This is a genomic window from Oceanobacillus timonensis (assembly GCF_900166635.1).
In the GTDB taxonomy this organism is placed as follows: domain Bacteria; phylum Bacillota; class Bacilli; order Bacillales; family Amphibacillaceae; genus Oceanobacillus; species Oceanobacillus timonensis.
In genome coordinates, this window is the sequence record NZ_LT800497.1 from 1,992,714 (window position 1) to 2,017,357 (window position 24,644).

The 24,644-nt window shown below is 40.2% G+C and carries 19 protein-coding genes, 1 tRNA gene and 1 pseudogene; 20 read left to right on the top strand and 1 reads right to left on the bottom strand.

From position 1 onward, the window contains the following. Positions 1–11 precede the first annotated feature (11 nt). From B7E05_RS09735 to B7E05_RS09805, 15 genes and pseudogenes are all read left to right on the top strand, one after another. A complete protein-coding gene (locus B7E05_RS09735; RefSeq protein ID WP_080874010.1) occupies positions 12–650 on the top strand; it encodes a response regulator transcription factor in 639 nt (212 codons plus the stop codon). Between the two features lie 175 nt (positions 651–825). Then, positions 826–1,641 (top strand): cytochrome c oxidase assembly protein, encoded by an 816-nt coding sequence (locus tag B7E05_RS09740; RefSeq protein WP_080874011.1) that lies wholly within the window; start codon positions 826–828, stop codon positions 1,639–1,641. A 537-nt stretch (positions 1,642–2,178) separates the two neighbouring features. Beyond that, the gene (locus tag B7E05_RS09745) at positions 2,179–3,111 is read left to right on the top strand and encodes an ABC transporter ATP-binding protein (RefSeq protein WP_080874012.1); all 933 of its coding nucleotides are present in this window, start codon (positions 2,179–2,181) and stop codon (positions 3,109–3,111) included. Between the two features lie 13 nt (positions 3,112–3,124). After that, positions 3,125–4,381, top strand: coding sequence for an ABC transporter permease (locus tag B7E05_RS09750; protein ID WP_080874013.1), 1,257 nt, complete (start codon positions 3,125–3,127; stop codon positions 4,379–4,381). Then, the gene (locus tag B7E05_RS09755) at positions 4,378–5,490 is read left to right on the top strand and encodes an ABC transporter permease (RefSeq protein WP_080874014.1); all 1,113 of its coding nucleotides are present in this window, start codon (positions 4,378–4,380) and stop codon (positions 5,488–5,490) included. Before B7E05_RS09750 ends, B7E05_RS09755 begins: the two co-directional genes overlap by 4 nt. Positions 5,491–6,206: 716 nt before the next feature. Continuing rightward, positions 6,207–6,519 (top strand): annotated as a pseudogene (locus B7E05_RS22415) (IS1595 family transposase); the annotation flags it as partial. A gap of 444 nt (positions 6,520–6,963) precedes the next feature. Next, positions 6,964–7,413, top strand: a complete 450-nt coding sequence (locus tag B7E05_RS09765) for a MarR family winged helix-turn-helix transcriptional regulator (protein ID WP_080874016.1) — start codon at positions 6,964–6,966, stop codon at positions 7,411–7,413. Between the two features lie 5 nt (positions 7,414–7,418). After that, complete coding sequence (locus tag B7E05_RS09770) at positions 7,419–8,126, top strand: CPBP family intramembrane glutamic endopeptidase (protein ID WP_080874017.1); 708 nt, start codon at positions 7,419–7,421, stop codon at positions 8,124–8,126. Positions 8,127–8,576: 450 nt separating this feature from the next. Continuing rightward, complete coding sequence (locus tag B7E05_RS09775; RefSeq protein ID WP_080874018.1) at positions 8,577–9,536, top strand: alpha/beta hydrolase; 960 nt, start codon at positions 8,577–8,579, stop codon at positions 9,534–9,536. A gap of 225 nt (positions 9,537–9,761) precedes the next feature. After that, positions 9,762–10,799, top strand: coding sequence for an N-acetyl-gamma-glutamyl-phosphate reductase (gene argC, locus B7E05_RS09780; RefSeq protein WP_080874019.1), 1,038 nt, complete (start codon positions 9,762–9,764; stop codon positions 10,797–10,799). Positions 10,800–10,816: 17 nt separating this feature from the next. After that, positions 10,817–12,037: a bifunctional ornithine acetyltransferase/N-acetylglutamate synthase gene (argJ, locus tag B7E05_RS09785; protein WP_080874020.1), complete on the top strand. Its 1,221-nt coding sequence runs from the start codon at positions 10,817–10,819 to the stop codon at positions 12,035–12,037. 9 nt (positions 12,038–12,046) lie between these two features. Next, positions 12,047–12,844, top strand: a complete 798-nt coding sequence (gene argB, locus B7E05_RS09790; protein WP_080874021.1) for an acetylglutamate kinase — start codon at positions 12,047–12,049, stop codon at positions 12,842–12,844. After that, the gene (locus B7E05_RS09795) at positions 12,837–14,039 is read left to right on the top strand and encodes an aspartate aminotransferase family protein (RefSeq protein ID WP_080874022.1); all 1,203 of its coding nucleotides are present in this window, start codon (positions 12,837–12,839) and stop codon (positions 14,037–14,039) included. Before argB ends, B7E05_RS09795 begins: the two co-directional genes overlap by 8 nt. A gap of 3 nt (positions 14,040–14,042) precedes the next feature. Then, complete coding sequence (gene carB / locus B7E05_RS09800) at positions 14,043–17,270, top strand: carbamoyl-phosphate synthase (glutamine-hydrolyzing) large subunit (RefSeq protein ID WP_080874023.1); 3,228 nt, start codon at positions 14,043–14,045, stop codon at positions 17,268–17,270. Between the two features lie 198 nt (positions 17,271–17,468). Then, positions 17,469–18,473, top strand: coding sequence for an STM3941 family protein (locus B7E05_RS09805; RefSeq protein WP_080874024.1), 1,005 nt, complete (start codon positions 17,469–17,471; stop codon positions 18,471–18,473). Positions 18,474–18,542: 69 nt separating this feature from the next. Here the strand turns inward: B7E05_RS09805 and dat are convergent, their stop codons facing one another. Then, a complete protein-coding gene (dat, locus tag B7E05_RS09810; protein WP_080874025.1) occupies positions 18,543–19,415 on the bottom strand; it encodes a D-amino-acid transaminase in 873 nt (290 codons plus the stop codon). A 253-nt stretch (positions 19,416–19,668) separates the two neighbouring features. Between dat and B7E05_RS09815 the strand changes: the two genes are divergently transcribed. From B7E05_RS09815 to B7E05_RS09835, 5 genes are all read left to right on the top strand, one after another. Then, a tRNA-Gly gene (locus B7E05_RS09815) sits at positions 19,669–19,742 on the top strand. A gap of 134 nt (positions 19,743–19,876) precedes the next feature. Then, on the top strand, positions 19,877–21,574 hold the full coding sequence (locus tag B7E05_RS09820; RefSeq protein WP_080874026.1) for an ABC-ATPase domain-containing protein: 1,698 nt from the start codon (positions 19,877–19,879) through the stop codon (positions 21,572–21,574). An 86-nt stretch (positions 21,575–21,660) separates the two neighbouring features. Beyond that, positions 21,661–22,797 (top strand): tRNA epoxyqueuosine(34) reductase QueG, encoded by a 1,137-nt coding sequence (queG, locus tag B7E05_RS09825; protein ID WP_080876271.1) that lies wholly within the window; start codon positions 21,661–21,663, stop codon positions 22,795–22,797. A 117-nt stretch (positions 22,798–22,914) separates the two neighbouring features. Beyond that, positions 22,915–23,769: an amidase domain-containing protein gene (locus tag B7E05_RS09830; RefSeq protein ID WP_080874027.1), complete on the top strand. Its 855-nt coding sequence runs from the start codon at positions 22,915–22,917 to the stop codon at positions 23,767–23,769. A 250-nt stretch (positions 23,770–24,019) separates the two neighbouring features. Further along, positions 24,020–24,493, top strand: coding sequence for a tRNA (cytidine(34)-2'-O)-methyltransferase (locus tag B7E05_RS09835; RefSeq protein ID WP_080874028.1), 474 nt, complete (start codon positions 24,020–24,022; stop codon positions 24,491–24,493). The last annotated feature ends 151 nt before the right edge of the window (positions 24,494–24,644 follow it).

Here is a 24,644-nt window from a genome sequence, read left to right on the forward strand (position 1 = left end):
GATGATGATAGATGTTCCACGTTATGCTTGTGGAGGACCAGGAAATGGTGAGGCAAGGACTGCGTATGATTCTCGAGCAGGACGACAAGATTCGGATAAGTTGTGAAGCAAGTAACGGCATCGAGGCGATGGAGCAAATGTCTGCACATCGTGTTGATCTTATATTTATGGATATTCGTATGCCGGATATGAATGGCATCGAGGCAACAAGAAAAATAAAAGCGCAGTGGCCGAATATCCCGATACTTATTTTAACGACCTTTAATGACGATGCATACGCGCTTGAGGCATTGAATGAAGGAGCAAGCGGTTTTTTGTTGAAAACTTCTGACGGGAAAAAGCTTATCGAAGCCGTTTACAGTGTAATGAAGGGCGGACTGGTATTGCATGATGAGGTAACTGCGAAGGTGATGCCGAAATTGTTAAAGCAATCTAAGAAAACGAGTGCTCAATCAGAAATTGACCTTACCGAAAGAGAAAGGGCAATTACCAAACGAGTTGGACAGGGGAAAACCAATAAAGAAATCGCCACAGAGCTGTATCTATCTATCGGGACAGTTAAAAACCATATTTCTGTTATTTTGCAAAAGACAGATTTACGAGATCGGACGCAGCTTGCGATATATGCAGTGACGCATGATATAACGTAAGCGGGCGGCCTTGAAGCATTTGATTTGTTTAACGTAGTACAGCACTTCTGTAATAGACACTGTAAAAAGAAAGTTCAAATAGCGAATGTCAAGAAATTGTACGAATTCCCTGCTGAAGTCAGACGTTACATATTTTAAGATAGAGATAACCTAAAAAAAGTTTGGTGAAGAAGATATGATTGCAATATTTTTAGATGAATTTCATTTTTCAACACTATGGAATGGTGGAATCTTTTTATTTTGTGCATTTATTATTATTGGTTATTTTTTTATGATTCCTTCCCGGGGGAAGAGCGGTATACTGCATCCTATTTCTTTCCTCCTTGGCATGGTGGTTCTCTTTTTGGCGGCGGGAAGTCCGTTAAATATTATTGGCAGACTGACATTGCAAGCACATATGTATCAAATTGTCGGTTTATTATTTATTGCAGCACCCCTGCTCGTCATTGGCTGGCGGCCAAAATCCTGGATCAGCCAAAAAATTAGCTGGATAGAAAAGACGCTGACTTTTCTCCGGAAACCGGCAACAGCTATTATTTTGTTAACCGTCTTTTTTTACGGATATCATACACCATTGATGTTTGATATTGCCCGTGTTGAGTTATATTGGAATCATTTCTTTATGCTGGGGCTGTTTATGGCAGCGTTGAATTTCTGGTCTGCATTTTTCTATTATTGGCTGGAAAATCGGATCCGATGGTACGCCATGGCCATTCAAATTTCTGCTTTTTTACCATATTGCTTTTATGGACTTCTATCAAGTACAGGAATTTACCGGACTTATAAGGATCCTGCTGTCTTTTTGGAATCTTTAAGAGTCTGTATCCCGGTTGATTTACAGATGCCGGATGAGTTTTATGTCGGTTTCCTGCCTTTTGATCCGGTTTATGAACAGCAGATGGGGATTTTGATTTTCCTTTTCAGTATCGCTTTGATTTCCGTTATTACGCTGGTCTGGTCACAAAGGCAGTTTAAAAATAAAATAACATAACATATATAAAACAGCAGGGCTGAAAAGGCAGTTCTGCTGTTTTTGTGTGTCAAAAGCAGGAAGGGAGTATTAGCTGCAATGTTGTCAGGTTAGTATGACCGCTACGGAAAAACACTACGCTTTCCGCGGGCCCCGAGCTCACTCCTCCTCGGTAAAGGAGACTTAGCGATTGGCAAGCCGAAAGGCGCAGACAGAGCTAAAGTCGCTCTTATGCCCCGCGGGTGAAAAAAGAAGTTCGTTTTTTTCCTGCGGGGTCTTCCCACTGGGACTGGGACTGCGCTTACTCGTCCCATCGAAGGGCTTTTGCGCTTACTCGCCCCACCGAAGACATTTGCGCTTTCCCGCAGGAGTCTCCGTGTTTTTCCTCCGCTGGTTAGCGTTATTGCTCTATGCTTGTAGCAACTATCATTTTTTTGAAAATTTATTAACAAAATGACGGAAGTCACTATTTTACAGAATGATTTGTGACGGCAGGGAGTGTTGCGTCGTTTCAAGAAACGATAGAATAGAAGCAGATTCTCATGGGGAGGCATATTCATGCTGGAATTAGTAGATATTTCAAAGCGTTTTAAAAAAATAGAAGCTGTCAAATCACTAAACATGTTTATGGAACAAGGGGAAATTGTCGGTCTGCTCGGGCCGAATGGAGCGGGGAAATCAACAGCTATTTCCATACTGTCTACGTTGATTGAACCGACACAGGGAGATGTACGTTTTTTAAAAAAATCTGTTATCAAAAAACCGTCTCCTTTAAGAAAAGCAATCGGTGTTGTTCCACAGGAAATTGCGCTTTACTCGCAGTTATCCGCAGAGGAGAATTTACTTTTCTTTGGCAGGATTTACCGTTTGAAGGGGGAAGATTTAAAAAAACGTGTTAATGAAGTGTTAGAGCAAGTAGGGCTTTCTGAAAAACGGAAAACGCTAGTAGAAGCATTCTCAGGTGGTATGAAAAGACGATTGAATATTGGTGTAGCCATGCTGCATCAGCCACAAATACTGATTATGGATGAACCGACTGTCGGTATTGACCCGCAATCAAGAAGTTATATTTTGGAGACCGTCAAGCGCCTGAATAGAGAGCAGCAGATGACGGTAGTTTACACAAGTCACTACATGGAAGAAGTCGATTATTTGTGTGATCGGATTTATATTATGGATCAGGGGAATTTAATCGCTTCCGGGACCAAAGAGGAAATTAAGCAGATTCTTTCCTCGGAAAATACAATTTCGATGGAGTCTGACCATTGGAATGAGGCATTTATAACTAAGTTACAGGAACATGAATCAATTCATCATGTTTATGTGGAAGATAAAGAAATCATCCTTATTACACCGAAAGAAGTTAATCTGTTTTCTGAAATTATTTCAATGACGGAGAAATATGATATTGCATTACGTTCGCTGCATGTTAAATCGCCGACACTGGAAGATGTATTCCTGCACTTAACCGGAAGAGCATTACGCGATTAGGAGGGGAGTGTGTATGTTATTTCAATTCGTTAAAAAACAATTGCTCCTGCTTTGGCGTAATCCTGTTCAAATCTTTTTACTCTTGGGACTGCCAATCATCTTGATAGTTATTTTAAGTTTTGCGCTGGCAGGTTTTATGGAAGACAGCAATCCGCAGCTGGAATTAAAAGTAGCCTGGCTGGAACATGAAGAGGAAGCAGAGCAGGTCAATCAATTTATAGATGATATGGAAGCGCTTGGTGCACCAGCAGAGGCTTTTGATGATAGGGAAGACTTGGGTATGATATCGATGCTGCGAGAGGATATTTTTCAAGGGGAAGATTTGCGGGAAATGATTGAATTGGACATTATACAAGAAGATGAAAAAGCAGAAGTGCTGGCGGACAGTTCCTATTCTGGTTTAATCGAAGTACCGGCTCATTTCACTTATGATATGTTGCAGGTTATCTCAGGACAAAGCGGTGAGAAGCCGGAATTAATGTTACATGTCAATCAGGAAGACGGGATTTATTCCTCTGTCTTATCACAAATTTTGGAGCAGTTTGATGAAAGCCTGACAACACAAGCCTTTCTTCAGGAAAATGGTTTAGCTATAGATATAGCGGAAATGCAGGCCGCAACCAGTGTCGGGGAGCAAAAGCAAATGGAACAGCTGGATTCGATTTCCTCCCGTGATTATTATACGGTAGCGATGGCGGTTTTTAATGCATTATACGTTGCCTCAACCATTGGTTTATTGGCAACCAGAGAAAGACAGGATCAGATATTCGACCGTATGATTGTTGGAAATATTTCCAGATGGATGTATTTTTCTAGTATTTTAACGGCAGGAACAGTGATTGCTCTTATTCAGCTATTGTTTCTATTTTGCTTTTCTTATTTCGTTTTTCAAGTCACTTTTAATGACATGTTGGCATTCTTGATTACGACGGCCTCTTATGCAATTGCTGTCGGGGGAATCACGGTCTTTGTTACAGCCATCAGTTATCGTTTTAAAACAGATGCCATTGTTGGATTTTTTGCAGGGATTGTCACTTCTGTTTTAGCATTTATCGGGGGAAGCTTTTTCCCGATTGGCGAATTATCGGAAACCATGGCGCGCTTAGGTAATTTAACTCCAAACGGATCTGGTTTGACTGCCTATATCCAATTGCTCCGGGGAAGCGGACTGGAGGATGTCATGTCTTATCTCATTTATATGATTGCTTTTGGGGCTGTCATGATTGTTGTTGCTGCTATGAGCTTTCCAAAAAGGGGGTCTACACGATGAAAGCGATACTCTTAGCACGAATACGTGAATTTATACGTAATCCATCTACTTTTCTCCTTTTTACAGGCATGTCTATTTTATTTGCCTGGGTGATTTCTTCGATGAATGTTGGCGGCGGGGGTGGAGGTCTTCCGGTGCCGGTATATGCAGAAGAAGGAGCTGGTGAATATCAGCGTTCTCTTGAAGAACAGGAAGCTTTTCAGTTTTACACAGTGGATAAAAAAACATTAGAAGCGGAATTAAGAGAAGGAGAAGCCGATACGGGTGTTATCTTATCCGCCGATCAATTTGCTATTTTAGTAGGCGTAGAATCTCCGAATGCGGGTTTGATTCAACAAACGGTGCAGGAAGTATATACAACAGATATCCAGCAGGATGTCATCAAAGAGGCAGCAGACGCAGAAGGCATGGAGGCAGATCAAGTGGTTTCTTCTTACCAGGAAACGGTATCTGAAGGGACATTCGATTTGTCGGTAAGCAGTTTTGCGGGAGAGGAATCCTGGGAGTATGATGATGATGTACATCGTGTTGGCGGGTTTGCTCTATTTTTCGCGATTTATACAATCGCTTATGGCGTTGTGAAAATCCTGACAGAGAAGCGCCTGGGCGTCTGGGACCGGATGATTTTATCCCCTGTTAAGAAATCAGAAATGTATATTGCCAACTTGCTGTACAGTTTTATAGAGGGGTATCTGCAAATTTTGATTATCTTCATTGTCTTCTATTTTTGGAGGGGAATCACATTTAATGGCCGAATGATTGACATTTTACTGATGTTGATTCCGTATGCGTTAGCTATTGTGGCGATGTCTATTTTGATTACAGCGCTTGTTAAAAATGTCGAGCAGTTTAACGCAGCTATCAGCATTATTGCAGTCAGCATAGCCATGATTGGCGGAGCCTTTTGGCCGTTAGAAATTGTCAGCAATCCTGTTCTGTTATTTTTAGCGAATTTGAATCCAATCAAATATGGCTTGGATATTATTCAAGGAGCAGCGGTATATGGCTATTCCTTTACAGAACTCCTGCAGCCAATCAGTATATTGACATTGATGACAGTCTTATTTACCGGACTCGGTATTCATTTAATGGAAAGACGTCATATTTAAATAAACGTATTTAGACGTATAAGACTTTGTATGTTTGCAAAGCCTTATACGTTTATTTGTGTATTTAAAAAGGGCAATACATAATCAATTATTGAAATAAGTAATTAAAATATGATAATAACAGCTGAACTTTCGTACTTTAAAAGGTACTTCCATTCCATACAACTGTTGGCAAAAAGTAGGAGGTAAAGTGTAAGGCGACCGCTGCGGCGGACCGTTTTGCTTTCCTAGGGGCACGCTCTTCAGCTAACTTTTGCCAAGAAGATCGCTTGGCAAAAGTGGATCTTCAGATGGTGCTGATCCCTCAGGAGTCAAAACGGTCCTCCTCCGCTAGTAAGATATTCTATACGTGGAAAACAACTCACCAAATAAAAATTTGATTAGATAGAACATATTTTTCATAAAATGTTTACCCAAGTTTACTTTCTGTGCATAAAAGCTATACTCGATATGGATGATCCATGCTGTCATGATTTGAACTGCTAAACCAACCATTGGAAACACCAGAATGATTATTTTATCTCACTTCATCAGGGTGTTATTTCTTCCATGCGCTGTAGAATCCTATTAGAGCGCAGGCCAACCGCGGAGACTCCTAAGTGGTTTGCAGGCAAAAACCGTGGTTCCTGGGGCTGCGCTTGCTCGCCCCACCGAAGAGCTTTTGCGCTTAGTTGTCCCATCGAAATCATTTGTACGTCGGAAAGTGGAGTCGTTGGCTGGAGCGGATTGAAATCCCTAATTTTGAAGGTATCGTAGAGATGGCCGGGACCTATTTCCTGTACTCAGAAAAAGGACAAAGAAAAATGAAAAGTAGAAAGCCACGTAAACGTGGTGACTCTGCGAAGCAACGTAGTATAAGCAATGAACAAGTATGTGTATTGGTTGCAAGAGACAATGATAAAACCACCTTTTTCTCAGATATTAGGTATGGGTAGGTTAACGAAAGACCAATTAGACAAAGATATCGGGTATAGGCTTTCAAGTGAAAATATACTATGCACGGAATTTTGGCGTGCATTTAAAATGTGGTAATCGGATAGTAGTGTGGGATACATTAATATGCACTTATCACGTTCCGTCATATAAATGGAGCTACTATATATTCAGTCTCTTGGATTGTCTTTAAAAATAGCCTTTTGGTGGATTAACCATTTGACAGCTTATTTCAAGGTTTTGAATTTTTATTAATAAATTGGAAATCTATATTCAGGTGAAAAGACTTGGAAGTTAGATTGAAAGATCACTCCTTTTGTTAATTTCAGTGTATGGTAATGTTTATTATGTATGCTGACACTTATTTTGTATATCAAAAGTTTATGCTAAGACTAGCATTACTATTTGGAGCTTAAATAGGATAGTGTATAAAATTTACTTCTATACGGTTGCTTTAATGTGTATTTAGTTATATTATTCTTATAATAAACACTTTAGATACTTAAAATGTTTATATAACTAAATGGAATGAGGGATTTTATGCTAGAAAAGCGAATGAATGGGATTTTTCATACATTAGATCAGATAAACTACGCATTGTTACATCACTACGATGAAGTACTTGAACATAAATTAACACCGAAGCAGTCCTTAATTATTGAGCATGTCCAGCAGCATAATACATTAACAGTCAGTGAATTGGCTGAAAAGATGAATGTGAGTGCAAGTGCAGTTAGCCAGTTGTTAAGTAAATTAGAGAAAGAGCATTATATCGAGCGGTCCATTAATCCTGACTCAAGACGTGAAATCGTGGTAACACTTGGCTTAAAAGGTAAAGAACTTTATGAATTATATGCAAAAGTAGATGAGCAAATTGTGTCAACATACTATGCTAAGCTAGATGACGAAGTAATTAGTCAATTAGAACAGGCAGTGAACAAGATTTATAAGGTCATTTTGGAAGAACAAATGAAAGCAAAAGGAGAGTAGACCCCATGAATTGGATTTATTTAGCCATTGTGCTTTCCATTTGTATACCAGGCATTTATTTTATGTATCAGTCGGAAAAAATACATATAAAAGAGGATGATGTGACAGATGGGCAACGATTAATTGCACATGGCTTAACAGCACTTATATTTTCAGCGATGGGTGCTTATTTTGTCCCTAAGATTCATGTTGTTCAACAAATAGAAATTAGTCAAATTTTATTATATGGTTTAGGTCTAGGTGTTATCTGTTCTCTTAGCCATTTGTTGTTTTATTATATGTATTTAGTGCCAAGATTGACAAAAACAGATTATATGGAAATTGAAACGCATTATGTAAATACAGGTATTTTAAGTCGTGTATTTTATGGTGGAGTTATAGAAGAAGTTATGTTTCGATGGGGCTTACTTAGCTTATTTATTTGGTTGTTTCAATTAATGAGTATAGGGGATTGTCTTAGTACATTATTTGCAATTTCCATTTCATGTATCTTATTTGCCTTTGTTCATTTACCGTCTATTAAACTTGTTGTCTCACAACCAAAACCTCTTCTGTATGTGTATACGATTGTTGCTAACATTTGGGTTGGTATTTTCGCTGGGGTAGCCTTCATTCAAGGAGGGTTACTAGCAGCTATAATTGTCCACATGCTTTTTCATTTAATATGGTGGCCAATTCAAAAGCGTAAATATGTTAAGTTACATAGTAAATAAATGTATAACTTGATTATTAAAGGGAATTTGAATTTAGTACAGAATTCAGAAATTTATGATACACTAAGGTTAACTAAATTTGCTGTATAAACACTGTTTCTTCTTTAACTAACGGGGACGTCAGAAAAACACTATAGAAGAATTGGATTCTTTTAAATACCAGCGAAAAGGGATTAGACACATGTTTAAAATGATTGATATCCTTTTAAAAAATAAACCTAATAAAAATATATAAAAATCGCATTTGAAATCATTATGAAATTACTAATTAGAACTTCCAGAAAAATGGGAGTTCTAATTTTTACTTTATATCAACAATAGACTTTAACATAGCCAAAATTTAAAATATATCAAACTACCAGGCATCTTCCCATAACTTGGATGATGCGTGACTGTTTTTTTCTAGTATAATGAATAAAAAGACTGCTAGACAGAAAAGAGGGTCAAAAGGTGAAGAAAAGGAAAAAATGGATTTGGATTATTTCCGGAGTAGTGGTGATACTCCTTATTATAAACTTTGCAGCAGCGATTTTCTTTTATAATCTCGCTATTGAACGTAATGTAAAAGATTTTTTAAACGATAACGATGATTTGGAAGTGGAAGCAGAAACCATGGACGTATTATTAGATGGCGATTGGCGCGACTGGTCGGATGAACAGCCATTTGAAACATGGCATCAGACTTCTTATGACGGACTTGATTTACAAGGATATTATCTGGAAGCGGAACAGCCTACGAATAAAGTGGTTATCTTTGCTCATGGTTATTTGGGGCGCGGAAAAGATATGGCTTTATATGGGCAGCATTATTATGAGGATTTAGGGTATAACATTTTTACGGCAGATATGCGCGGACATGGAGAGAGTGAGGGGGATTATATCGGTTTTGGCTGGCATGATCGTTTAGATTTGCTCGATTGGGTGGATAAAATCATTGAACGTGTTGGTGAGGATGCTGAAATCGTGTTGCATGGGGTTTCCATGGGAGGATCCTCTGTTTTAATGGCGAGCGGGGAGGAATTACCGCCAAATGTAAAAGCTGTTGTAGCAGATGCATCCTATACAGATGTGAATGAATTGTTTTCTTATCAAATTGACCGGATGTTCCATTTGCCTTCTTTTCCGTTTATTCCGTCTACGAGTCTGGTTACGCAGATTCGTGCCGGCTACGGGCTGAAGGAAGCCTCTGCTTTAGATCAAGTTGCTAAAGCAGAAGTACCTATATTATATATTCATGGAAAAGAGGATGTCTTTGTACCAACAGAAATGACAAAGGAACTCTATGAAAATACCAACAGCGAAAAAGAGCTGCTGCTTGTAGATGAAGCAAGTCATGGAGAATCGTTTGTGAAGGATGAGGAATTATATAAGGAAACATTGGATGGTTTTCTGGAACGATTTGTGAAGTAAAATAAAGTGCATAATTGGATACCTGCCGGGTAAAGTGCATATATAAAAAAGGCGTTGGTTCGTTAGCTATTTATAGCGAACCAACGCCTTTTTTTATACATTTATTATACAAAAAAATAAATAATCTAAAGAAATTTAATTAATATTTATAAATTCCCTTGCATAAACATACATAAAAATTTATAATAATGAATAATTCATTTTTCAGATAAGGGAGAGAGTGTTTTGAAGAAAGCAGCAATTATTGGCGGAACAGGATATGGGGCAATTGAACTTATCCGGCTTCTCCAAGCACATACAGAAATAAAGATTACAAAAATTATATCCCAATCACAGGCGGGAGAGGATTTAGCAGCAACTTATCCGCATCTGACCGGTATGATCACAACGGAAATGGAATCGCTAGATATCGAGGAGTTAGAAAAAGAGATTGATATATTATTTCTGGCAACCCCGGCCGGTGTCGCTAAAAATATCATTCCTTCTTTTCAAGATACTTCTGTTCAGTGCATCGATTTATCCGGTGACTTTCGGCTTTCGCAGGAGGAATATAGTGAATGGTACGGTAAAGAGCCTGCTGATGCCGCTGTTTTAGAAAAGGCCGTGTTTGGACTCAGTGATATTTTTACAGAGGACATTAAAACAGCGTCGATTATTTCCAATCCAGGCTGTTTTCCGACCGCTGCTTTATCTGCATTAATTCCTCTTATTGACGGAGATAAAATTCAGACAGAAGGTATTCGTATTGATGCAAAAACGGGGATTTCTGGAGCGGGGAAAGGGTTAAGTGAAAAAGCTCATTTCTCTTCCGCAAATGAAAATGTGGTTCCTTATAAAATTGGACAGCATCAGCATATTCCGGAGATAGAGCGTTATGCGTCCAGGTTCACGGATAAAGACGTGAAGGTATCTTTTACAACACATCTCATTCCGATGACCAGAGGTTTACTGTGTACGGTGTATGCAGATATGAAACAAGAAGAAACAACCGCTTCTATTTTAGAATATTTGCAGACTTATTACCGGGAAAAAGCCTTTGTTCGTATTTTACCAGAAGGACAGTTTCCGGCGACAAAAGGAGTAACAGGCAGTAATTACTGTGATATCGGGGTACATGTAGATGAACGGACGAACAGCATTGTTATTGCATCAGCGATTGATAATTTAGTAAAAGGAGCAGCTGGGCAGGCAATTCATAATGCCAATCTGATGAACGGCTGGGAAGAAACAATGGGATTAGAATTTATTCCGATATTTCCATAAACAGGGGAGGAAAACACATGGAACATACATTATCGAAGGCATTTAAAATAGTGGAAAATGCACATATTGATCAACCAAAAGGGTTTACAGCAGGAGGTATACACGCTGGTCTGCGTAAATCCAAGCTTGACTTCGGCTGGATTTATTCCGAAGTTCCGGCAAATGCAGCAGGTATTTATACGATGAATACGTTCCAGGCTGCTCCGCTTGAAATTACAAAAGAAGCATTAAAAGATTCCGATCAGCTGCAAGCAGTGGTGGTGAATTCAGCAAATGCAAACTCATATACCGGAGAACAAGGTTACCAGGATGCAGTGCAAATGCAGCAGTTGACTGCGGGGAAAATAGGGGTTGATCCTTCCTTGGTTGCAGTTGCTTCGACCGGTGTTATTGGCGAGATGATGCCGATGCATTTGATTAAAGAAGCAATCACACGGATTGGTGAAAGTGAAGCAGCAGATGATTTCGAACATGCGATTTTAACTACGGATACCAAAACAAAACATATTGCCGTGGAAGTGGAAATAGACGGAAAAACTGTCACCATCGCCGGTGCTGCGAAGGGATCCGGAATGATTCATCCCAATATGGCAACGATGCTGTCCTTTATGACAACGGATGCGAAGGTCGATACTGCCAGCCTGCAACAAGGGTTAAAGCAAACGGCCGATCAGTCATTTAATCGTATTACTGTAGATGGCGATTGCAGTACCAATGATATGGTGCTGATATTAGCCAATGGCATGCAAGATAATGAAACGCTTCATCCTGAGCATCACGAATGGGAGCAATTTATGCAAGCATGGCAATATGTCAGCCGTGAACTTGCAAAAATGATTGCCAAGGATGGAGAAGGAGCGACCAAATTGGTTGAAGTACAGGTGGAAGGAGCTGCCTCCGAGCAGGATGCAGCCGGGCTGGCGAAAGCGGTGATCGGTTCCAGTCTGGTAAAAACAGCTATTTATGGAGAAGATGCCAATTGGGGAAGAATTATCAGTGCATTAGGAACATGCGGTATTCCTTTTGATAAAAACGGCTTATCCCTATCTATCGGACCGGAACAGATTATCCGGGAAGGACAATTACTTTCCTTCCATGAACCAAATTGTGTCGAAGAATTAGTCAAAGATACAGTCCATCTCTTTATCAGCCTGAAAGAAGGTTCGGAAAAAGCAACCGTATGGGGCTGTGATTTAACCTATGATTATGTACAAATCAATGCATCCTATCGAACGTGAGGTGTTTTTATGACAAAAGTAGTGTTTAAGGTAGGCGGAAGTATTTTGAAGGAACTCCCAAAATCCTTTTATGAGCTGCTGATTGACTTGAAAGAAAAAAAGATTTGTGAACCTGTGATTGTTCATGGCGGCGGACCGGAAATTAATCAGGCGCTGGAACAGATGAATATTGAAAGTACCTTTGTCGATGGATTGCGTGTTACCACGGAAGAAGTGTTAGAAGTTGCTCAAATGGTGATGAGCGGAACCATTAATAAGCGTATTGTCGGTCTATTTCAAAATCAAAACGGGAAAGCAATTGGATTAAGCGGAGTGGATGGCAAGCTGTTGCAGGCAAGGCCGATTTTAAACGGGAAGCTGGGCTTTGTCGGAGAGGTTACTAAAGTAGAAACATCCTGGATTGATATGATTCTGAAATCGGGAGGTATTCCAGTAATTTCGCCGATAGCATCCGGAGAAGGGGACACCCGCTTAAATATTAATGGCGACACAGCTGCCGGAGCTGTGGCTGAAGCGTTGGGATGTAAACTCGTTCTCATCAGTAATATTCCCGGCGTGATGGAAACAATTAATCAAAAAGAAATCCTCCATCATCATTTGACGCGAACAGATGCAGAAGCACTGATTGATTCCGGTGTCATTTATGGCGGTATGATTCCAAAAGTACGCTCTGCATTGGCAAGTTTACAAGGCGGTGTAGAGGAATCCGTTATTTTAAACGGTTTGGAGCCGAATGATATATTGAAATATTTAGACGGAGAAAAAGTAGGAACTATTTTAAAGGAAAAGGAGTTTGAGCATGTCTGATTTAAATACTGCAACGACATCATCAGCATTAATGAAAACTTACCAGCGTCTGCCGCTTACCATATTGAAAGGAAAAGGAAGTTATGTATGGGATGATCAGGACGTAAAATATCTTGACTATACAGCTGGAATTGCAACATGCAGCTTGGGGCATGTGCCCGACCAGGTACAGGCAAAATTAGTAGAACAACTAGATGATTTATGGCATGTTTCTAATTTATATCAGATTCCGCAGCAAGAAGCATTAGCTGAAAAGATCGTTTCTGTAAGCTGTTTTGATCAGGTGTTTTTCTGTAATAGTGGAGCGGAAGCAAATGAAGCGGCGATTAAATTGGCCAAAAAATATGCTAAAGATCATCAAAAGCCGGAAAGAACGGAAATTGTTACTTTTTCCAATTCGTTTCATGGAAGAACAGGATCTACGATGGCGGCAACAGCACAAACAAAAATTCATAACGGTTTTACGCCGATAACTCCTGGTTTTACTTATCTGCCATTTAATCAGATGGCAGCTATCGAACAGATAGATACAGAAAAAACAGCAGGTGTATTATTGGAACTTGTACAGGGAGAAGGGGGCGTTCACCCGGCAGACGCAGCATGGGTTAAAGCGCTATATACTTATTGTAAGGAAGCAGATATTTTATTTATGGTCGATGAGATTCAGACGGGAATCGGCAGGACCGGCTCTCTCTTTGCGTATGAGCAATATGATATCGAACCGGATGCCATAACATTGGCTAAAGGGTTAGGCTCCGGTTTTCCGATTGGCGCGTTAGCAGCAAAAGACAAAGCTGCAGACAGTTTTTCACCAGGAACTCATGGCAGTACCTTTGGCGGAAATCCGTTGGCAGCAACTGCAGGACTGGCTACATTGGATCACATTGCAGATACAGCCTTTTTACAAGATGTTCAGGAAAAAAGTGTACTGCTGACAGACGCATTAAATGAGCTGGTTGAAAACAATACATTGGTTACAGAAATAAGAGGCAAAGGATTTTTGATCGGGATGGAAGTAACCAATAAAGCGGCTGTCTGGGTTGAAAAATTAAGAGAAAAGCAGATTCTGGTCTTAACAGCAGGAGAGCATGTTGTACGTATTCTGCCTCCATTAACAACAGATAAAGAGGAGTTATTCACTTTTATTGGTGTGATAACAGCTATCGCAGCAAATTTAGAGAAGAAGGGAGAATAATATATGCCATTACATCCAGGGATAAAGAAAGTGCTTGTGATCGGTTCGGGACCGATTGTTATCGGGCAAGCGGCAGAGTTTGATTACGCCGGGACACAAGCCTGTCTTGCTTTAAAAGAAGAAGGGCTAGACGTCGTTCTTATCAATAACAATCCTGCAACGATTATGACAGACGAAACGATTGCCGATCAGGTTTATTTAGAACCATTAGAAGTGGAAGCGATTGAAAAAATTATTGAAAAAGAAAAGCCGGATGGTCTGATCGGAACCTTAGGAGGGCAAACAGGGTTAAATCTATCCTTGGAACTGTATGATAAAGGAATTCTGGAAAAATACGGTGTGACACTGCTCGGTACATCCATTGCTTCGATCCAAAAGGGCGAAGATAGAGAAAAATTCAGAGATTTGATGATTTCCATTCAGGAGCCCATTTCTGAATCGCAAATTGTAACAAATATAGAGGAGGGTTTGCAGTTTGCGGAGAAAATCGGTTATCCTGTGATTCTTCGCCCGGCATATACATTAGGCGGAGAAGGTGGAGGGTTTGCCAATAATGAGGAAGCATTTCGCGAGCTGTTAGCAAAAGGTCTTCACTTAAGTCCGATTACGCAGGTGCTTGTAGAACGCAGTATTAAAGGCTGGAAGGAAATTGAATATGAAGTCATGCGTGATGAAAATGACGCTTGCCAAATTATTTGTGATATGGAGAATGTGGATCCTGTTGGTGTGCATACCGGTGATTCTATTGTGGTCGCCCCAACACAGACATTAACAGCCGAACAGAGCCAAATTTTGCGTGATGCATCCATAAAAATTATTCGTGCATTGGAAGTAGTAGGGGGCTGTAATATTCAATTTGCCTTGCATCCGGACACGAATGAATATTGTATTATCGAGGTTAATCCCCGTGTCAGCCGTTCGTCTGCTTTGGCTTCCAAAGCAACAGGCTATCCAATTGCCAGAGTGGCAGCAAAATGTGCAGTAGGTTATCAGCTGGATGAATTAGTCGATCCTGTCAGCGGAGCAACCTATCTTCATTTTACACCGGACTTGGATTATACCGTGGTAAAAATACCGCGTTTTCCATTTGATAAGTTTTCCGAAGCTGACCGTACTCTTGGCACCCAGATGAAGGCAACTGGAGAGGTTATGTCGTTAGAGAAAACGTTCGAAGGGGCATTAAATAAAGCAGTTCGTTCCTTGGAAATGAATGTACAATCTCTGCGTTGGCCGGTATTTGCAGAAAAGTCGGATGATGCGTTAATGGCATTACTTGAAGAGCCGAATGATTTACGTCTTTTTGCTATCGGAGAAGCTTTCTGGCGTCAATACACTGTTGCTGAGATAGCGGAGCGGACATTGATTCAACCTTATTTCTTGGAAAAGATAGCGGCGGTCATTCAGGTGGAAAAAGAAGTGGCAGCAACCGGCTGGGAGAATATCACGGAAGAAAAGATTTTACAGGCAAAGCAATATAATATCAGTGATGTTCAGTTAGCAAAACTTCTTCATATCGAACCAGCTGTACTTCGTCAATTTTATCAAAACCACGGGCTGGCGCCGCATTATCGTTTTGTGGATACATGCCCGGGTACCTCAGGTCAAAATTCAACTTATTTTTATTCTACCTGGTCAGGCGGCAATCAAGTACATCCGGCATCGAATAAGAAAAAAGCGCTGGTTATCGGATCTGGTCCAATTCGTATCGGACAGGGTGTAGAATTTGACTACTGTTCTGTCCATGCTGTACAGGCGTTGCAGAAAGCCGGTTATGAAGCGGTTATGATTAATAATAATCCGGAAACGGTAAGTACGGACTATACGGTGGCAGATCGTCTTTATTTTGAACCGCTCGCTCTGGAAGATGTTCTCCATGTTATAGAGAAAGAAAATATCCAAGATGTGCTTGTTCAATTTGGCGGTCAGACAGCGATTAATCTGATGGAGCAGTTACAAGAAGCAGGTGTTTCTATTTTGGGTACAACGCCTGAAAATATGGATAAAATGGAAGATCGGGAGCAATTTTATGCTTTTCTGGAGCAATTAAATATTGCCCATATTCAAGGAGAAATTGTCCATGATACGGAACAAGCAAAAGAAGCGGCACATCAGTTAGGTTTTCCGGTTTTGATTCGTCCATCTTATGTCATTGGCGGGCAATCCATGTTTGTCTGTTACAACAAAGAGGAACTTATCAGTAATGTTCAAAGAGTGCAGATAGATACGTATGACCAGTGCTGGCCGTTATTGATGGATTCTTACATGCCGGGATTAGAATGTGAAGTAGATGTAGTCAGTGACGGGGAAAATGTAGTTATTCCAGGCATCTTTGAACATATCGAAAAAGCAGGCGTTCATTCCGGAGACAGTACGAGTGTGTTTCCAGCTATTACCTTAACAGAACAGCAAAAAGCACAAGTCTATCAAATCTCTAAAAAGATTGCCAAAGAGCTTCCGATTATCGGAATGATGAATATCCAGTTCGTTCTTTATGAAGAAGCAGTGTACGTTCTGGAAGTAAATCCAAGATCTTCCCGGACGGTTCCCGTAATGAGTAAGGTAACCGGTATTCCACTGGTTTCTTTAGCAGTAAATGCGCAATTAGGCAAATCTCTGCAGGCCTTTATGAAAGAATTCGCCTTGTACCAGGAGCCGGAATATTACACCGTGAAAGCACCAGTTTTTTCTAAAAACAAATTAAAAGGTGTTGATCATATTTTAGGCCCGGAAATGAAATCCACCGGAGAAGCCATTGGAATGGATGTGACATTGGAAAAGGCGATAAAAAAAGCGGTTATACCGTCTCCGCATAAGACGAATAACACGAAAAAATGGTTTGTATCGATAAGCGATCATCATAAGGGAGAAAGCGTCCCCTTGATGCGGGAAATTGCCAAAAAAGCAGAAATGATTGCTACTGAGGGAACAAGTACCTTTCTGAAGGAAAAAGAAATTCCTTCTACCCCCGTGAATCGAGAAATAAGTAACCTTAAAAAGCTGTTTTTACAAGATCCGCCGGGATATGTGATAAATGTTCCGAGCATTGGCAGGGATAAAGAACGATTTGGTTTCCAGCTGAGAGAGTTATGTACGCAATTGAATATCCCTTATTTCACCAGCTTGGAAACGGCAAAACTCGTCTGGCAATATCCGTATTTGGAGAATACAGATATACAATCGTTACAGGAATATGTAAAGACGTTGTATAAAGTGAGCAGTGTAACTTCATAAGTTCAATAAACATAGAGGCGGCAGAAATTGTCGCCTCTATGTTTGGGAATGATCAATCCCTTTCAATGAAAATTAAAATTTCCGTTGAAACATGGTGTACAGATACGCGTATTGGGAAAGAGAAAAATGTGGGATAACTATTATTTCAAATGAAGGCTGCATCGTGTAATATAAAAAGAAGCGCAGGAGGTGATGATAGTGAATTCACAGGAAATGTATTTTAAATCGCCGAAAGGAAAAAGTTTCGTATCGTTTATCTTTTCCTTGGCTTTTTTTACGCTAGGAATAGCATTATGCACTTATTTTTTTAAAGAAGGGAATACCGTTGACGGTTTTATCTTTGCTGTTTTCCCATTGATTTTTGGAGTGTCAACGTTGCTTATGTTTAAAATGCTGGTAACGTCCGATCCGTATATTACTTTGACAAAAGAAGAACTTATTGTGAAACATCCATTAAAACGCGCGATGCGTCTCAGATGGACATATATTAGAAGGTATGACATACGAAAGGTTAATCTCATCAGTTCTATAGTCATTTATTTAGATGACAATGAAGAATATAAAGCGCTGCGAAAACGTTCATTTGCAAACAGGCGAATTCGCGATCGATTATCAACGAACGCAATTGCCCAGACGCTACAAACAAATTTTTTACTAGGGCTGGTTAAGCGGAAGGAAAGAACAGAACTTTTGAAAGAACTTGACATACGTGCGTTCGGAGCTGAAACGGATGTGTTTGCACTTGAAAAAGAGCAAAATAGACAAATACTAGGAGAAAAAGCAGCGGAAATGGTGTCGCCGAAGAGCTTGTCTGATCAAAGGAAAGAAGAAGCGTTGCAGTTAGAACAATATAGCCAGATCAATAAGAAGTACATATTGAAAATTGTCGGAATCAGTTTCTTCATAACCATTGTTTTTTCCTTCCTTATGTATCAAGCAGAGGGGGATAATTTTTATAGTGAGTCTATGCCGGTAATGGTCATCGGGTTTATTTTGTATCCAATTGCAAGAATGATTTATGATATTGCCGGAGGATTCAAACTTAGTTTTAAGTTAAAAGGAAGTGCGGCGCCACATCTTGATAAACTGGAATTTTTTATTCATATTTTTCTTCTTTATATATTGAGTTTTATCGTTATTCCCCTGGGAGCTGTTTATTTGATTGTGCGGGCGGCATTTCGTGGGTTCCGGAACGAGGAATAAAAGAACTGCCATTTCATTTTCTTATCATTATCAAAAACAGCCACCGCATCGAAGGTGGCTGTTTTTGCCTTATACGTTTTTAATCAATTTGTCGGAGATTTTAGCGTCCTGTTCATATGCTTTTTGCAATGTACGGGTGATTTTTCCAGGTTCCCCATTACCAACGACAACACTATCAAGCTGAATAACCGGTAATACTTCCGATGTGCTGCTGGATAAGAACATTTCATCTGCGTGCTGAATATCTTCCATATGGAAAGCTTCTTCAATCAGCGGAATATTTTCGTCGTTCAGAAAACGCTCTACTGCCATACGTACACAGCCATGCAGAATGTTATTTGTAGCTGGATGCGTGTATACTTTCCCATCTTTGACTAAATAAATATTGGAAGAACTGCATTCTGTCACTACACCATCACGGTGGAGAATCGCTTCATAACAATTATTTTCTTTCGCGGTCTGTTTTGCTAAAACATTCGGCAACAGATTCAAACTTTTGATATAACAGTTTTCCCAACGGACATCACGTTGAGAAATCGTCTTCACACCGTTTTCCAGCAGGTTTTCATTTCTTGGTAAATCCTGAAGGTAAGCATAGATGTTAGGCGTGACTTCACTTGGAAAGGCATGATCACGAGGGGCAGAACCACGTGTGATTTGCAGATATACTTTTCCGTCGTTATTCATGTTGTTTTTTTCCAGTAGCTGGTATAACAGTGCCGTCATCTTTTCTTTATGGTAAGGAATGTTTATTTTGATGGCTTCGGCAGAACGATAGAGCCGATTGACGTGTTCTGTCAAGAGATAGTATTCTCCATTATAAATACGTATTACCTCATAAACCCCGTCACCAAACTGCAATCCCCTTTCTTCAAACGGGTAGTTAAGACTATCCTTATCAACAAATTCTGATTGGCTAAGAATAGTTGAATATAAAGACATTTAAAAAATCTCCTTTCGTCTTGGGAAACATCATAATAGTTTTAGTTTATTACGTAGTCAGAAGATTGTAAACAGATAAGGCGATAAAGTGAAACGTCAGGTATCGTAGAAGTGTATGTGCTGATAAGATAAGTTATTCATACTGCAATTCATTTTCTATTGATTTTTTATGAAAAAAATTAAATTTATTGTTGATTTTTATCGAATACGTTGCTATAATAAATTTTGTCGTTGAAAAACGAATACAAATCATGCGGGTGTAGTTTAGTGGTAAAACCTCAGCCTTCCAAGCTGATGATGAGGGTTCGATTCCCTTCACCCGCTCCATACATATGTGATAACGCAGTGTTTCGTACTTAGCCTACGAAGTGTTGCGTTTTTATTTTGCAAAATAATTGTTTCTGCTACTTTCACATAGTACCCTGTTCATAAAGGAGTTCAAACAGAACGGAGGAGTTATCATGAAACAGCTAAAAAATACGTTATCACAAATTGACCATAAAAGTTACAAAGCATACAAACAAATTGCCGGAAGTTATATGTATCCGCGTCATACGCTTTATATAGATTATGTACAAGGAGACCCATTTGCCAGCCCTTCTAAAATAAGAGTTGTTATTCCGGAAAAAGAGCGTGCCATCGCATCCGAATGGCTGGAAACAAAAGCACGTCGAATTGCTGTAGAAGATGCTTTTGCCAGAGTGGTCAGTAAAGCAGTACATCAAAATAACATACCTGTGAAAGGTTCCGGTAAAAGTGGCATGATTGCTTTTGACGGACCGGGTCAGGAGATACTGGAACGCACTGGTGTCCGTATTTCAGAGCAATCCATAACCGTTTGTTTATCAGTAGGTTTACCTGCTAATGGACGTACGATAAACGGAAAAGAAGCAATGAAGTTATTTGATCAAGTCGTTCCATCGTTAATCGAACACTCCATTTTTCAAATTCAGGATAGAACAATTCAGCAAGCTATCCAGTTAGCAGATCAACAGGAAACGATCTGGGAGAAAATGAAAGAAAACAATTGGGTCAGTTTTATTGCCAATGGCTCTATTTTGCCGAGAAAAAGCGGTGTCAGTGATTTACCGGCCAAGGGAGCGATAGCTTTCAGGAGCCCTGCAGAAGATGAAGTGGAGCTGGAACTTCCGCACGGCAAAACAATAAAAGGAATGGCGGTCAAACAGGGAGTCACTCTGATTACCGGCGGTGGTTATCATGGGAAAAGTACGCTGCTTCAAGCGATAGAGCGCGGTGTCTATCCGCATTGTAATGGAGATGGACGTGAATTTATTTGTACCGATCCGAGTGCTGTCAAAATACGAGCAGAGGATGGCAGAGAGATTTCGTCTGTGGATATCTCTCCTTTCATTTCCAATCTTCCTCATGGAAAAGATACAACTTCTTTTTCATCAAGTAATGCAAGCGGAAGTACGTCACAGGCGGCAAATGTGATGGAAGCATTAGAAATCGGAGCAGAAACATTATTGATTGATGAAGATACGAGTGCAACGAATTTTATGATCCGCGACGGTCGCATGCAAAAGCTGATTGATCCTGAAAATGAACCGATTACGCCATTTATTCACCGTATCACGCAGCTGGCGGAAGAAGCCGATAAATCGGTTATTTTGGTGACAGGCGGCTCCGGAGATTATTTTGCAGTGGCTGATAATGTGATTCTAATGGAGGAATATAAGCCGAAAAATGTAACAAAAAGAGCAAAAGAAATCATAAAGGAAGATCCAATTGCTCATAGTAATGTAGAACCGACGGATTTCATGAATGTGAAGAACCGGAAGTTATTAGCTTCTACATTTCCCAAACAAGCGGATCGAAAATTCAAGATTCAGGCGAAAGGACAATTTCAAATCTTATTTGGAAAAGAGCCGATTACTTTTGCTTATACAGAACAGTTAACAGACCCGTCCCAAACAAGAATGATTGCCGAAGTTATCCAATACCTTTATCGGAATAATGGGGAACAATATGCTTCCTTTTCGGATCTCATTCAACATATAGATGATAAAATGGATCAGGGATTGGAAAAACTGACGAAGAGCAATGGAAAACATCCTGGAGACTTGGCCAGACCAAGGAAAAATGAAATTGCAGCGGTACTGAATCGGATGCGTAAAGCTGTATTTTCCATGAAGTAAGCAATAAATATGGAATGCTGTTTTTAAACGTTTCGATTCCTATAAGTTTGTCAAGATTTCAGATAAAAGAAAGGGGGGGCGGTATGGTGAAAGTAGAAGAGCTAAAAAAAGATATTCAAGCATATGCAAAAACGATTGGTATCGATGAGATTGGTTTTACAACAGCTGACATTTTTACGGAACTAAAGGAAAGGCTGCGGCGCCAGCAAGAACTAAATTATCAATCGGGCTTTGAAAAAGGAAGCATTGAAGAAAGAACGGAACCGAAGAGGCTGCTTCCGGAAGCACAATCTATCATTTCCATTGCCGTCGCCTATCCTTCGCGGATGGAGCAGACACCAAGAGGGACAAAAGGAGACAGACGCGGTATCTTTGCCCGTGCATCGTGGGGGATTGATTACCATGTCGCTTTAAGAGAACGGCTGGATAAACTCGGGGAATATATTCGAGAAAGAGTGCCTGATGCGATTGTTAAGTCAATGGTAGATACAGGAGAATTAAGCGACCGGGCAGTGGCTGAACGTGCTGGTGTAGGTTTTAGCGGTAAGAATACATCTATTATTACGAAAGAACATGGATCGTTTGTTTATTTAGGAGAAATGCTGACCAATATTCCATTTATTCCTGATTCCCCGATAGAAGACGGCTGCGGGGATTGTACAATTTGTTTGGATGCCTGTCCTACAGGAGCTATTGTGCAAGGCGGTCAGCTGAATGCACAGCGTTGTATCGCGTTTTTGACACAAACAAAAGATTTTCTGCCGGAAGAATTTCGTAACAAAATAGGCAATCGCTTATACGGGTGTGATACTTGCCAGCAGGTATGCCCTTGGAATCGTGATAAAGATGCGCATTTTCACGAAGAATTAGAGCCCGATCCTGAACTGGTTAAACCAAGGCTCAGACCAATGCTCCATTTATCGAATCGCGAGTTTAAGGAAAAGTTTGGCCATATGTCAGGTTCTTGGCGCGGAAAAAAACCAATTCAACGTAATGTGATTTTGGCGTTGGGTCATTATAAAGAAAAAACAGCGGAAGAGGATTTAGTGGCTGTGATGAAGCACGATCCACGACCAGTTATCCGCGGTACTGCTGCATGGTCTTTAGGGAAAATAGGAACAGCTTCTGCGAGAGAAGCACTTGCTGACACATTGGAAAAAGAAGCGGATGAACAAGTGCAGTTTGAAATAGAAAATGCGCTCTCTGCAATGACGGTGAAATAAAAAACTGCTAGGATTAATACCGTTTCTGCGTCCTTATTCGCTTCCTCTGTCATAAGAAAATGCCCATGGAATGAAGTGACATTTAAAGCATAAGCTTTGACGAGGGGGCGATTTTTAATGGGCGATATCTCGACATATTGGCACCGTTTTTTCCATGGTAATAAAGAGGGGCAAGATTGGTGGCAGAAAAAGAAAGAACTCTGCAGGAAAAGAGAAGCGCAACTTGTAAAGATTAAAGGAAAAGGCCTTATCTTAAGTAAACAGTCCTATGACACAACGAACAGGACAGAATATGCGCTGCATCTGGAATATCTGCTGAAGCAGGGAGATTTTTTTTATAAGGAAGAACAGGTTATTCCATACCAATTTGTAAAAAGTGCAAATGGAAAAGAGCGGCATGAATATATCGAAAAACCATTTGTAGAGAAAAGCAGAAATCCTTTTCCGGTATTTAAGCAAGGTAACCAGAAAGAGCCTTACCGTGAAACAGAATACAACCGGCTGGAAGCAGTGAAATATGCAGAGCGGTGGTGGAACAGTTTTAATCCGGAATACCTCCGCTTTGAAGATGATTGTACAAATTATATTTCCCAATGCTTGCGGGCAGGGGGAGGCCCGATGTGGGGAGAACCGGTCCGGGAACAAGGCTGGTGGTATGGCAGTGATTCATGGAGTTTCAGCTGGTCTGTGGCACATTCTTTCCGCTGGTACTTAAGCGGATCGGAACGTGGAATAAGAGGAATAGAAGTTGAATCGCCAGAAGAATTGAACCCTGGTGATGTTATTTGCTATGATTTTGACGGAGACGGGGCATGGAATCATTCCACCATCGTGGTGCGAAAAGACGTAAATAACATGCCGCTGGTTAATGCTCATACGGATAACAGCCGCAACCGTTATTGGTCTTACGAAGATTCAACGGCCTGGACGCCGGAAATACAATATAAGTTTTTTCGCATTGAAATAAATTAGTGTATAATTGTTTTGTTTGCGATTAGATGATAGAGCAGGTTTTGTACTTAAGAAAAATAAAGGTTTTAAAGTGTGGAGTACAACGCATGCGATGTCATGGAATCGATACAAGTCACTCGCATTTTTAGCGGGCGGTTAATCCCCGCCTCATGGCATGATGCACTTAGACGACAAAGAAAAACTGCCGCTATATTAAAAAAGGAGCAGATGCAGGTTTTTTTAAGAATTTAACACTGAAGGAGAATGAATGGTGGGTTTACATGTAGTTTTATTTGAACCAGAAATACCTGCAAATACAGGGAATATTGGAAGAATGTGTTTAGCAACCGGAACAACGTTACATCTGATTCATCCGCTCGGATTTTCAACAGATGATAAAATGGTACGGCGCGCTGGATTGGATTATTGGGAGCACGTAGATGTAAGAGAATATCATTCTATCGAAGAATTGTATCAGACTTACCCAGAAGGAAACTTTTATTATATAGAAAATTTCGGTACAAAGTATTATACAGATTTTGATTTTTCACCTGTAGATACAGACCAATTTTTTGTGTTTGGGAAAGAATCAACAGGGATTCCCCGGGATCTGCTGGAAGGGAAGGAAGATAAATGCCTGCGGGTTCATATGAACGATCGCGTTCGTTCACTAAATCTGTCCAATACAGCTTCTATTATTATTTATGAAGTATTAAGGCAGCAGAAATTTCCTGGTTTGCATTAATCGTGTGTGTTCAAACAATTACAAAAAAGATGTCTCCGGAAAAGAGGCATCTTTTTTGTAATGTCATTTAATGCAACGTATTTAGAAATCATTAAGTACGTTGGTCTTCTTTTGGAACGCCTGGTTTTGATTCGTAACCGGCTGTGAAGCA